Raw genomic sequence first — 12,082 nt, forward strand, 5'->3', positions numbered from 1 at the left:
TCCATCCTTTGCATTAGAAAACGGGTACGGGATGCTCCCGTAACGCCGTCAGCAAGGCCGCGGCACTCGCGCCGCGACAATCCACAACTGTTTTGGCCCCGGCGGCACGCGCCAGCTCGGCAACCCTGGGGCTTGGTACAAACAACGGCAACTGCGCCAACTGCGGCCAGGCGTCGCCGGCCAATTGATGCAGGTGCTCAAAACCTTGTCCACTGCTGACCACCAGCCCGTTCAGGCGTTCCGCCTGGATCCGTTCCGGCAGTGCTGTCGGCGGGTAAATCGGCAATGCCCGGCGGTACAGTTCCAGATACTCGACACTAGCACCAAGCTCACGCAAACGCTCCGCCAGCAACTCGCGCCCGCCCTCCCCGCGCAGGATCAACACTCGTGCATCGGGATGTGCGATTGCCTCGCGTAGTCGGGATAATTCGAGCAAGGCTTCACTGTCATCGCCTTCTGCCGGGAAGCTCACGTCCAATCCGTGATCCTCGAGGATCTGCGCAGTCGCCGCGCCGACGCTGAACCACTTCACACCGGGCGGCGTTGGCCAATACCGCTCGAGCAGATCGACGCCGATCCGGGCGGCCGGCTTGCTGACCACAATGACCGCGCAGAACTGATCCAGCGCCAGAATCGCCTGGCGCATTGTGTCAGTGACCGCAATCGGCATGATGTCCAAAAGCGGCAGACTGTTACTGAATATCCCCTGCTCAGCCAAAAGACTGCTCAGCGCCGCCGACTCATCGGCGGGACGCGTCAGCAGCAAGCGCCAGCCGATCACTCGTGACCAGCCTCGCCATAGACCGCTTTGAGAATGGCGTCGGCACCCTGGCTGAGAAGGTCTTCGGCCACCTGCACCCCCAGCGCTTCGGCATCGCCGCGAGGAGCGCGGGCCTCTGCGCTGAGCAGCAGACCACCCTTTGGATCGCCCACCAGACCGCGCAACCACAGCTGCTCACCTTCCAGTACGGCGTAGCAGGCAATCGGCACCTGGCAGCCGCCATTGAGGTGCTTGTTGAGAGAACGTTCGGCGGTCACGCGGGTGGCGGTGTCCTGATGATGCAGGGGCGCCAGCAGAGCATGGATTTCACGGTCGGCGCTGCGGCATTCGATACCCACCGCGCCCTGACCACCGGCTGGAAGGCTGTCGTCGACACTGATGGCCGAGGTGATGCGATCTTCAAATCCCAGGCGTATCAGGCCGGCAGAGGCGAGGATGATGGCGTCGTATTCGCCGGCATCGAGCTTGGCCAGGCGCGTATTGACGTTGCCGCGCAGGAAACGGATTTCCAGGTCCGGGCGACGGGTCAGCAATTGAGCCTGGCGGCGCAGGCTGGAGGTGCCGACGATGCTGCCCTGGGGCAACTCATCCAGGCTGGCATAGGTGTTGGAAACGAACGCATCGCGCGGGTCTTCCCGCTCGCAGATGCAGAACAGGCCAAGGCCTTCGGGGAAGTCCATCGGCACGTCCTTCATGGAGTGCACGGCGATGTCGGCTTCATTGTCCAGCAACGCGGTTTCGAGTTCCTTGACGAACAGGCCCTTGCCACCGATTTTCGACAGCGGTGAGTCAAGCAGCTTGTCACCACGACTGACCATGGGGACGAGAGTGACCAGCAGGCCCGGATGCGCCGCTTCAAGACGGGCTTTGACGTATTCGGCCTGCCACAGGGCGAGAGCGCTTTTGCGGGTGGCGATGCGGATCTGACGAGAGGACATGGATCAATCCGTACTGAATAGATACGGCGGATAATAACATCTCAGCCAAATTCACTTTGACTTGTATCAGATACTACTCGGCCTCCCTGGCCCCGGATGTCCGGCAATCGGGTGTGAAATTCGCCTGCAAACAGCTGTTTAAAGCTGTTGCATCATTTTGCGCACGCCAGCCACATGGCGTCGACTGACGATCAGCGCATCACCGTTGAGACCTTTGAGAAACAGCTGAAAATGTCCCAAGGGGGTGCGCTGCAGTCGCTCGATACGCTCGCGGGCGACCAGTGCATTGCGATGGATGCGCACGAAGCGGTCACCGAATTCGTCCTCGAGGGCCTTGAGCGGCTCATCGAGCAGCACTTCGCCGCCTTCGTGGCGCAAGGTCACGTATTTGTGGTCGGCAATGAAGTACACCACCTGATCCAGCGGAATCAGCTCAATCCCTTTACGGGTCCGGGCGCTGATATGGCTACGCGGGCCGCTGCCGCTTTCGGCAGCAGGACGGGTCAGGGCGGCGAGCTGGGAACGATTGGGGCGCTCGGCTCTCTTTAATGCGTCATGTAATTGTTCAGTTCTCACAGGTTTCACCAGATAGCCTACGGCGCTGGCCTGTAAGGCTTCCACGGTAAATTCATCGGGCCCGGCGCAGAACACCACGGCGGGAGGGGTTTCACGCTCGCACAATCGCGCAGCCACTTGCAGGCCATCGAGGCCGGGCATGCGGATATCAAGCAGCACGATATCCGGTTTGTGGCTGTCGATCAGTGCCAACGCCTCTTCGCCATTCGTGGCACTAGGCTCCATGACACTGTATCCCTCGAGTTCGCCAACCATTCGGCTCAGGCGCTCGCGGGCCAAGGGTTCGTCATCAACGATCAGGACATTCATATTGCGCTGGATTCCTGCGTGAGTCTCGCACAAGGATAGCGTAGACAGGTGAAGTGACGTCCGTCACCGCGATCCACGCTAAGACTAGCGCGAGCGTCAAAAAGTGCCGTTGGTCCGGCGGCTAAATTTTCATCTGCCGGGCGATTGGCGGCCCAGGCCCGCATTGGCGATACATCGCCACAGGGTTTGCTGTTACGCAATCTGAACACCCCTCTCTTTTTATAATCAGCGGCTGCAACGAAAAGTGCGCTGATCCTACTGTCCAACTGTAGACGGTTGCCGGGACGATACAGCTCAATTGGAAAATATCCTTCCGCAAAAATGTGCGGGGCTTACCCAAGCCTGCACTCATCCCCAAAAAAACCTGTCGACCAGTGTCAGCGACAGGATTGGCAACCCTGTTATTATCCGCGCCAGCGTTCCACGCCTTCCTACTTCAAGCCGATACGAGCGAATTCATGAGCACTGACAAGACCAATCAGTCCTGGGGCGGCCGCTTCAGTGAACCCGTCGACGCCTTCGTCGCCCGCTTCACCGCCTCCGTCACCTTCGACCAGCGCCTGTATCGCCACGACATCATGGGCTCGATTGCCCACGCCACCATGCTGGCCAAGGTCGGCGTGCTGACCGATGCCGAGCGCGACAGCATCATCGATGGCCTGAAGACCATCCAGGGTGAAATCGAGGCCGGCCAGTTCGACTGGCGCATCGACCTTGAAGACGTCCACATGAACATCGAGGCGCGGCTGACCGACCGCATCGGCGTGACCGGTAAAAAACTGCACACCGGTCGCAGCCGTAACGATCAGGTCGCCACCGACATCCGTCTGTGGCTGCGTGACGAGATCGACCTGATCCTGGCCGAAATCACCCGCCTGCAAAAAGGCCTGCTGGAGCAGGCCGAGCGCGAAGCCGCCAGCATCATGCCGGGGTTCACCCACCTGCAGACTGCACAGCCAGTGACGTTCGGGCACCACATGCTGGCCTGGTTCGAGATGCTCAGCCGCGACTACGAACGCCTGGTCGACTGCCGCAAGCGCACCAACCGCATGCCGCTGGGCAGCGCCGCACTGGCCGGCACCACCTACCCGATTGATCGCGAGTACACCGCCCAACTGCTGGGTTTCGACGCGGTTGGCGGCAATTCGCTGGATAACGTCTCCGATCGCGATTTCGCCATCGAATTCTGTTCGGCCGCCAGCATCGCGATGATGCACCTGTCGCGCTTCTCCGAAGAGCTGGTGCTGTGGACCAGCGCACAGTTCCAGTTCATCGATCTGCCCGACCGTTTCTGCACTGGCAGCTCGATCATGCCGCAAAAGAAAAACCCGGACGTGCCGGAGCTCGTGCGTGGCAAGACCGGGCGCGTATTCGGTGCGCTGATGGGCCTGCTGACCCTGATGAAAGGCCAGCCTCTGGCCTACAACAAGGACAACCAGGAAGACAAGGAACCGCTGTTCGACGCCGCCGACACCCTGCGCGACTCGCTGCGGGCCTTTGCCGACATGGTGCCGGCGATCAAGCCCAAGCACGCGATGATGCGCGAAGCGGCGCTGCGCGGGTTCTCCACCGCCACCGACCTGGCCGACTATCTGGTGCGTCGCGGCCTGCCATTCCGTGACTGCCACGAAATCGTCGGTCATGCCGTGAAGTACGGTGTGGACAGCGGCAAGGACCTGGCGGAAATGAGCCTGGAAGAGCTGCGCAAGTTCAGCGACCAGATCGATCAGGACGTGTTCGCCGTGCTGACCCTCGAAGGCTCGGTCAATGCCCGTAACCACATCGGCGGTACCGCGCCGGCGCAGGTGAAGGCTGCCGTGGTTCGCGGTCAGGCGTTGCTCGCCAGCCGCTAAAAGCTTCGCGAGCAGGCTCGCTCCCACAGGGCTCGGTGTATGAACACGATCTTATGTGGGAGCGAGCCTGCTCGCGATGACTGACTTCAAAACACTACAAAACCTACTTTTTGGACGCGATCATCTCCAGAAACGCGGGCATCGCCACGTCCTTGTCCTTTGCGATCCGCTGCACATGCGGATTCTGCTCCAGACGCTCCAACAGCGCCCTGGCTGCCGGCATCTCAGCCAGCAGATCAATATCGAACAGCTTCTGTGCCACGGCACAGGCCAGTGGCACGCCGTACAAGAAATACAGATCAGCCACACTCAGACTGTCACCCGCCACATAAGGGGCGAATTTGCCGTGCCTTGCCAGGGAGGCAAACCCCTGTAGCAACTCAGCCTTGCTCTTTTCCTTAATCGCCTCCGGCACCGTCATGCCAAAAAATGCCTCCGGGAAGCAGGCACGCGCCGGCAGTTCGATGTAAAGCTCGATTTCCTTGGCCAACGCCAGCACCTGCGCGCGCTCGAACGGCTCATTCGGCAGCAGCGGCTTGCCCTTTTGGGCTTGTTCGATGTACTCGAGAATCACACTGGTTTCGTTGATGTAGCCCTGCTCGACACCCAGCACCGGAACCTTGCCCCGCGGGCTGATCGCCAATGACTCCGGGGTCTGGGTCGGGACGAACATGACCTCCTCGAACGGCAGGCCTTTTTCCAGCAACGCCAGTTTGACCATGTTGTAGTAGTTGCTGACACAAAATCCATAAAGTTTAAAAATCACAAAGCCTCCAAGCCGTGTGGGGTGGGCGGTGTCTGTTTATAGAACGCTCAAGGCGTTCCTGCCAGCAGCATCATGCAGATAAATGCAGGTAAACTGACCACCTTTCCCTGAGGAGCCTGCCATGAGCGAGCTGAACGATATCGACAACGACGAAGAAGAGTTCGCCGAAAGCACCCTGATCCAGGCCATCGAAAACCAGATCGAAAGCGACAACCCGCCAGCGGCCAAGGCGACGTTCAACAAGCTGACACTGGTGGGTTACGAGCGGGAAGAAATCCTCAACTTGATGGCTCACGTTCTGGCGGTAGAAATCGACGCGATCCTCGAAGAAGACCGCCCGTTCGACACCCAATGGTACGAAGCCGCGCTGCGCGCATTGCCTGAGTTGCCGCCGGAAAAGCAGTAAGCCCACGCCCTCCCTGTAGGAGCAGCCGGTCGACGCTCGATTGCTCGCGAAAAACCCGAGAGCGCCACGGGGTATCAGGTTTCCAGCGTCATCGTTGACGACCTTCGCGAGCAAGCTCGCTCCTACAGAGAAAAAAACCCTGTCGCGGGCACTGGACATGCCGGACAAGCGGGTTCACCTTAGGGGCGCTGTCGTCCAATTCCTAGAAAGTCTGGAGTCCTTATGTCGCTTACCCCTGAGTTGGTTGCCGAACTGGAAGTCCTCGCACTCTTCAACCTGGACAGTTCCCAGGAAGGCCTGAAAATTCATCAGACCGCTGCCCCGAAACACATTGCCGCCGCCAAACGCCTCTTTGAAAAAGAACTGACCGACCAGCCTGATGGCGGTTACCTGACCAGCCTGGGTCGTGACGCCGCGCAAAATGTGCAATCCGTGCTGACCATTCTTAACGCCGAAGTAACAGCCTGAATTCTGCCGCATCGCCCACGGAGACCCCGATCCAGGGATTTCCGCGGGCACACTCCCCTGATTTCTGTCTCCATCCGATAGAAATCTGACGCCAGAAAAAAATCCGCTTAAAGGCCCTCGCCTCAAGGCGCTAAACTGCCCCTCATCCGAAGAGCCCCACGTCCGAGCCCTGCGAGCCGGTTTGAGCTGAAATGACCCGCAACCATGAAATCCGCCCCGATCTGGACGAGGGAATCGACCGCAAGGTTCTCAGCCAGTTGCGCGCACGCTTTCTGAAACTCAACGAAGGACGCATGGCTCGTGCCATGGAAGGGTTGTCGACCCGCCAGCAAGGGGTCCTGACCTTGCTGCCGTTGTTTTTCCACGTGAACCATCCGCTGTTGCCCGGCTACGTATGCGGCAGTACGCCGGCCGGGCTGTCGAATTTCGAACCGGATGCCAATGTCCTCGCTGAAGCCCAGCGCCTGACCCGATCGTTTTCCTACAAACCGCGCCACGGCAGCAACCCGCCCCGGCCGATTCACGGACTGTTCCTGATGGGCAGCCTCGGCACCCTGGCTCAGGCCGACCAGAGCGACATGGATGTGTGGGTCTGCCATGGGCCGGACCTGACCGAGAACGAACTCGCCGAACTGCACAAAAAATGCCAGTTGCTGGAAATCTGGGCCGCCAGCCAGGGTGCCGAGGCGCACTTCTTTCTGATCGACCCGACCCGTTTCGTCCGGGGCGAGCGCGATACCCAGCTGAGTTCGGAAGATTGTGGCACCACCCAGCACTACCTGTTGCTGGACGAGTTTTACCGCACTGCGATCTGGCTGGCCGGACGTACACCGATCTGGTGGCTGGTGCCGGTCTACGAAGAGTCGAGCTACGACCGCTACACCCATACCTTGATCTCCAAACGCTTCATCCGCACCGATGAAACCCTCGACCTCGGCAATCTGGCCTTCATCCCGCCCGGTGAATTTATCGGCGCCGGGCTCTGGCAGTTGTTCAAGGGCATCGAGTCACCCTACAAGTCGGTACTCAAGCTGTTGCTGACTGAGGTTTACGCCAGTGAACACCCAAGGGTTCATTGCCTGAGCCTGCGCTTCAAACAAGCGGTATTCGCCAACCGGCTCGACCTCGACGAACTGGACCCGTATGTCGTGGTGTACCGGCGCATCGAGGAATACCTGGTCGCCCGCAACGAACCGGAACGGCTGGAGCTGGTGCGTCGCGCGCTGTACCTGAAGGTCAATCGCAAACTCACCGGCAGCAGCCGCACCCACAGCTGGCAACGCTCTTTGCTCGAGCGCCTGGCCCGCGAATGGCACTGGGACCAGCGCCAACTGGCCCTGCTCGATAGCCGCAGTCAGTGGAAAGTCCGCCAGGTCAGCTCCGAGCGGCGGGCGCTGGTCAATGAGCTGAACTACAGCTACCGCTTCCTCACCCAGTTTGCCCGTCACGAACAAACGGTCAGCCGCATCAACAAACGCGACCTGAGTGTCCTCGGCCGTCGCCTGTACGCCGCGTTCGAGCGCAAGGCCGGCAAAGTCGAGCTCATCAACCCCGGTATCGCCCCGGACCTGGCTGAAGACACCCTGACGCTGGTGCACGCACCGAACAGGAAAGAACCGGGGCAAAGCCAGTGGCGCCTGTACAACGGCAACCTGACGGCGCTGGAGTGGGAACATTTCGCGCCGATCAAACGCAGCCGCCACTTGCTGGAACTGCTGACCTGGTGTCACCGTAACGGAGTGATCGACAGCAGTACCCGCCTGGCCCTGCACCCCGGTACCAGCGACTTGAGCGAATTCGAACTGTTCAACTTGCTTGGCAGCCTGCAACAGACCATCGCCCTGCCCTTGCCCACCGTCGCCGAAGAACCGCTGCTGCGCGCCAGCGTGCCGAGTGAAGTGCTGATTCTGGTGAATGTCGGCATCGATCCGCTCAAGCACCATCGCGACCTGAACATCCTGATGACGACCGAGCGCACCGATTCCCTGAGCTACGCCGGCGTCCGGGAAAACCTGGTGCTGACCCTGGACCAGGTCACGCTCAACAGCTGGAATGAAGTGCTGGTCGGTCGCTACGACGGCCCCCACGCCCTGCTCGAGTGCATCCGCGATTACCTCAACAACCTGCCGGCCGGGCCACATCAGCCGAAGCTGCGGGTACGTTGCTTCTGCCATAACCGCGCGCAGTTCATCGCCCAACGAGTGGAAGAAATCCTCGATACCGCGCAGAACCTGCTGTTGAGCCGGCTCAATCATCGCTACCTGATCCAGGTCCAGCAGCACTACCACGTGCTGGAGTTGGTGCCGGGCCAGGTCCAGCACGTCGCACTGGCCACTCTACCGGCGCTGGTCGATTACCTGGGCGAGGAAATGGCCAGCTACAGCCCGTTGCACCTGGACCCGAAGGCACTGGAAGACCACGACCTCGCGCTGTTCCTGCCGACGGGCCAGCCGGACTGCATACAAGTGTTCTATCGGGTCAACGAAAATCAGGCCGATCTGTACGTGCTCGATGAACTCAATGCCCTGTGGCAGCAACGCCTGCCCTGGCACGATGAGCAAAGCCTGCTGATGCCGCTACAGCGTTTCCTGCAATCGATCCAGTACCGTCGCGATACCCTGTTGCCAATGGATGCTGCCCACCCCTTGAACCTCGACACCCTGTATTGCCAGTTGCTGCCGTCAGGCCCTGGCCGGGCGCGCCGTATCGAAGCCCGGCCGGCACCGCAGACACCGGTGAACAGGGCGTTCTACGACGTGCAGGCGATCATCGGCAAAGCCGCACCGGGTCAGGTGCAGGTCGCGCTGTATTGCAATCAACGGGAGTTTTCCGAGTTGGAGCATGGCGACCAGCTGTTCAGCGTGGTCGCCCGGGAAATCGTCGGGCAGCGCCGTGAGACCGAACGCTACCGCTGCTACATCACCGACCTCGACCTGTCAGGCCTGCTGGGCGAAGGTCAGAGTTCCACCCATCTGTACCTGCGCTATAAGGCTGACCTGGAGCACGCATTGAATGAGGCGCTCGATCAGGTCTGAGGGGGGTGTCACTCGGGGAACGCGCCGCCATTGGCCGGCTGCGATTCGACTTCCAGCAGCGTCAGCTTCAGGGTCTTGCCGCCCGGAGCCGGCCAATCGATATGCTGGCCAACCTTCAGGCCGAGCAGCGCGCTGCCCACCGGCGCCAGGATCGAGACCTTGCCTTCGTCGGCATTCGCATCCTTGGGGTACACCAGGGTCAGGTGGTAGTCCTTGCCACTGCCTTCTTCACGGCAATGCACACGGGAATTCATCGTCACGACATCCGCCGGCACTTCATCGTGGCCGACCACGGTATCGGCGCGATCCAGTTCGGTTTGCAGCGCAATAACGCCCGGCAGCGTCTCGTCCAGGCTATCGATCAGACGCTCCAGACGCTGGACGTCCAGACGGGTAAGGGTGATGGAAGGTGCGGTCATGATCTGGGCAGACTCCTTTCTTCTGCACGAAAAAAGCAAAACCCCGCCAGAAAAAGGCGGGGTTTTCACAAGCCTCGGTGGGATGAGGTGTTTCTGGACACTATCACAGCTCAAAAAATATACAAGCCGCCACACGGCGGCGTAGGAGCTGCCGCTGGCTGCGATCTTTTGATCTTGCTCTTCGGCAATCTTCAGAGCTGCCAAAAGATCGCAGCCTTCGGCAGCTCCTACAGAGCGCCAGCCTTGCGATTCGAAGCCTGCGCGCAAATCACGCGCCGACGATCGTCATCGGCCGAACGCCACTCACGAATATCTTCGACATGGCGGAAGCAGCCCAGACAGACTTTCTGCTCATCCAGCCGGCAAACTCCGCTGCACGGCGACGGCACCGCCGGGCTGACATTGCTGTAGAGCGGCTTGGGCGCACGGACAGGCGCAGGCTGGGTCACGATCTCACAGGCCTTCGAAATCGAGCTCGACACTGGCCTGTTGCTTGACGATACGCTCGAGCATTTCACCCAACTGCTCTTCACTCTTGTCGCACATCCAGCGCTCGCTTTCTTCGTCGTAGTCGAAGTGGAAACCGCCGGAAACCGCTGCCAGCCACAGTTGGCGCAGCGGCTCCTGGCGACTGAAGATCAACTGGCTACCGTTTTCGAACTTGACGGTCAGCACACCGGCCGAGCTTTCGAGGTCGATGTCCAGGTCGCTGTCGTCAAAGATGTCCTCCAGGGTTTGCTGGGTGGCATCGACCAGGTCATGGAAACGCGCTTCGGACAAACTCATTACGGCAACCTCAAAAAGTGTCTGATCAGGCTCAAGCGCCGCAAGATACGACCGAGCCCTGTCGATTGCAAAGGATAACGACCAAGTGGCCATCTGTGGGAGCGAGCCTGCTCGCGAATGCGGACTGACATTCAACATTGATGTCGACTGACACGACGCCTTCGCGAGCAGGCTCGCTCCCACAATGGATTGCATATGTTTCCGGCATCGGGACAAGCCCCGCCGGACGGGCGGTCCGTTGCATAGGCAAGCTGCCGGGTGGCCGGTATACTCCGGCGCAATTAATGCATTTTCAAGGATTTCGCCATGAAGCGCCTGATCTCTTCCCTTGCTGCGCTCCTCGCGGTTGCCTGTCTTGTGTCGGCCTGCGGTCAAAAAGGCCCGCTGTACCTGCCCGATGAAGACCAGGACCCTGTCGAGCAAGCCAAGTCGTCGCAGCAGCAGCCTGCTTCCAAAGCACACAAGCACGACGTCTACCAATAATAAGGGAACCTCATGGACGCTTTTAACTACCGTGACGGTGAACTGTTCGCGGAAGGTGTTGCCCTGTCTGCCATCGCCGAGCGCTTTGGTACACCAACCTACGTTTACTCCCGTGCACACATCGAAGCCCAATACCTGGCTTACGCCGATGCACTGGCCGGCATGCCGCACCTGGTGTGCTTTGCTGTAAAGGCCAACTCCAACCTGGGCGTACTGAATGTCCTGGCGCGTCTGGGCGCCGGTTTCGACATCGTCTCCCGTGGCGAACTGGAACGCGTACTGGCCGCTGGCGGCAGCGCCGACAAGATCGTGTTCTCCGGTGTCGGCAAGACCCGTGACGACATGCGTCGCGCCCTGGAAGTCGGCGTGCACTGCTTCAACGTCGAATCCACCGACGAGCTGGAACGCCTGCAAGTGGTCGCCGCCGAACTGGGCGTTCGCGCGCCGATTTCGCTGCGCGTGAACCCGGACGTCGATGCCGGCACCCACCCGTACATTTCCACCGGTCTCAAAGAGAACAAGTTCGGCATCGCCATCGCCGACGCCGAAGACGTGTACGTGCGTGCCGCGCAACTGCCGAACCTGGAAGTGGTCGGCGTCGATTGCCACATCGGCTCGCAACTGACCACCCTGCCTCCGTTCATCGACGCTCTCGACCGCCTGCTGGGCCTGGTCGACCGCCTCGGCGATTGTGGCATCTACCTGCGCCACATCGATCTCGGTGGTGGCCTGGGCGTGCGATACAAGGACGAGGAGCCGCCACTGGCTGCCGACTACATCAAGGCCGTACGCGAGCGTCTCGACGGTCGTGACCTGGCGCTGGTGTTCGAGCCGGGCCGCTTCATCGTGGCCAACGCTGGCGTGCTGTTGACCCAGGTCGAGTACCTCAAGCACACCGAGCACAAAGACTTCGCCATCGTCGACGCCGCCATGAACGACCTGATCCGCCCGGCGCTGTATCAAGCCTGGATGGACGTCACTGCCGTGCGCCCGCGCGCCTCTGCTGCTCGCGCCTACGACATCGTCGGCCCGATCTGCGAGACCGGCGACTTCCTGGCCAAGGATCGTCAACTTGCACTGGAAGAAGGCGACCTGCTGGCCGTGCATTCGGCTGGTGCCTATGGGTTTGTCATGAGCTCCAACTACAACACCCGCGGCCGTACCGCTGAAGTGTTGGTGGACGGTGATCAGGCATTTGAAGTGCGTCGCCGTGAGACGGTAGCCGAGTTGTTTGCTGGCGAAAGCCTGCTGCCGGAGTAAAA

At 60.5% G+C, this 12,082-nt stretch carries 13 protein-coding genes; 6 read left to right on the forward strand and 7 right to left on the reverse strand.

What is annotated here, in order from left to right; all coding sequences use genetic code 11:
- Nucleotides 1-13: 13 nt before the first annotated feature.
- The 3 genes from KGA83_RS06795 to KGA83_RS06805 all read right to left on the reverse strand — a co-directional run bounded on the left by KGA83_RS06795 (nucleotide 14) and on the right by KGA83_RS06805 (nucleotide 2,604).
- Entirely contained in the window at nucleotides 14-781 is a 768-nt protein-coding gene (locus KGA83_RS06795; RefSeq protein WP_223529222.1) for a uroporphyrinogen-III synthase, read from the reverse strand.
- Entirely contained in the window at nucleotides 778-1,719 is a 942-nt protein-coding gene (gene hemC, locus KGA83_RS06800; RefSeq protein ID WP_223529224.1) for a hydroxymethylbilane synthase, read from the reverse strand. The genes KGA83_RS06795 and hemC overlap by 4 nt, the downstream gene beginning before the upstream one ends.
- Nucleotides 1,720-1,857: 138 nt before the next feature.
- The gene (locus KGA83_RS06805; protein ID WP_108217198.1) at nucleotides 1,858-2,604 is read right to left on the reverse strand and encodes a LytR/AlgR family response regulator transcription factor; all 747 of its coding nucleotides are present in this window, start codon (nucleotides 2,602-2,604) and stop codon (nucleotides 1,858-1,860) included.
- 458 nt (nucleotides 2,605-3,062) lie between these two features.
- On the opposite strand from KGA83_RS06805, the gene argH reads away from it, so the two are divergent.
- Complete coding sequence (gene argH, locus KGA83_RS06815; protein ID WP_007992239.1) at nucleotides 3,063-4,457, forward strand: argininosuccinate lyase; 1,395 nt, start codon at nucleotides 3,063-3,065, stop codon at nucleotides 4,455-4,457.
- A 103-nt stretch (nucleotides 4,458-4,560) separates the two neighbouring features.
- Here argH and KGA83_RS06820 read toward each other — a convergent pair whose 3' ends face one another.
- On the reverse strand, nucleotides 4,561-5,220 hold the full coding sequence (locus KGA83_RS06820) for a glutathione S-transferase (RefSeq protein WP_108217255.1): 660 nt from the start codon (nucleotides 5,218-5,220) through the stop codon (nucleotides 4,561-4,563).
- A gap of 124 nt (nucleotides 5,221-5,344) precedes the next feature.
- Here KGA83_RS06820 and KGA83_RS06825 point away from each other — a divergent pair, with 124 nt between their 5' ends.
- The 3 genes from KGA83_RS06825 to KGA83_RS06835 all read left to right on the forward strand — a co-directional run bounded on the left by KGA83_RS06825 (nucleotide 5,345) and on the right by KGA83_RS06835 (nucleotide 9,132).
- The gene (locus KGA83_RS06825; RefSeq protein WP_108217199.1) at nucleotides 5,345-5,629 is read left to right on the forward strand and encodes a hypothetical protein; all 285 of its coding nucleotides are present in this window, start codon (nucleotides 5,345-5,347) and stop codon (nucleotides 5,627-5,629) included.
- Between the two features lie 222 nt (nucleotides 5,630-5,851).
- A complete protein-coding gene (locus KGA83_RS06830) occupies nucleotides 5,852-6,097 on the forward strand; it encodes a TIGR02647 family protein (protein WP_007980796.1) in 246 nt (81 codons plus the stop codon).
- A 191-nt stretch (nucleotides 6,098-6,288) separates the two neighbouring features.
- Entirely contained in the window at nucleotides 6,289-9,132 is a 2,844-nt protein-coding gene (locus KGA83_RS06835; protein ID WP_223529226.1) for a class I adenylate cyclase, read from the forward strand.
- Nucleotides 9,133-9,140: 8 nt separating this feature from the next.
- Here the strand turns inward: KGA83_RS06835 and rnk are convergent, their stop codons facing one another.
- The 3 genes from rnk to cyaY all read right to left on the reverse strand — a co-directional run bounded on the left by rnk (nucleotide 9,141) and on the right by cyaY (nucleotide 10,337).
- Nucleotides 9,141-9,551, reverse strand: a complete 411-nt coding sequence (rnk, locus tag KGA83_RS06840; RefSeq protein WP_007992229.1) for a nucleoside diphosphate kinase regulator — start codon at nucleotides 9,549-9,551, stop codon at nucleotides 9,141-9,143.
- A 227-nt stretch (nucleotides 9,552-9,778) separates the two neighbouring features.
- Nucleotides 9,779-10,000 (reverse strand): DUF1289 domain-containing protein, encoded by a 222-nt coding sequence (locus KGA83_RS06845; RefSeq protein WP_108217201.1) that lies wholly within the window; start codon nucleotides 9,998-10,000, stop codon nucleotides 9,779-9,781.
- Between the two features lie 4 nt (nucleotides 10,001-10,004).
- The gene (cyaY, locus tag KGA83_RS06850; protein WP_108217202.1) at nucleotides 10,005-10,337 is read right to left on the reverse strand and encodes an iron donor protein CyaY; all 333 of its coding nucleotides are present in this window, start codon (nucleotides 10,335-10,337) and stop codon (nucleotides 10,005-10,007) included.
- A 306-nt stretch (nucleotides 10,338-10,643) separates the two neighbouring features.
- Between cyaY and lptM the strand changes: the two genes are divergently transcribed.
- Complete coding sequence (lptM, locus tag KGA83_RS06855; protein WP_007980804.1) at nucleotides 10,644-10,820, forward strand: LPS translocon maturation chaperone LptM; 177 nt, start codon at nucleotides 10,644-10,646, stop codon at nucleotides 10,818-10,820.
- Nucleotides 10,821-10,832: 12 nt separating this feature from the next.
- On the forward strand, nucleotides 10,833-12,080 hold the full coding sequence (lysA, locus tag KGA83_RS06860) for a diaminopimelate decarboxylase (protein WP_108217203.1): 1,248 nt from the start codon (nucleotides 10,833-10,835) through the stop codon (nucleotides 12,078-12,080).
- The last annotated feature ends 2 nt before the right edge of the window (nucleotides 12,081-12,082 follow it).

Origin of the sequence: Pseudomonas sp. GL-R-19 (assembly GCF_019956375.1) — a bacterium.
In the GTDB taxonomy this organism is placed as follows: domain Bacteria; phylum Pseudomonadota; class Gammaproteobacteria; order Pseudomonadales; family Pseudomonadaceae; genus Aquipseudomonas.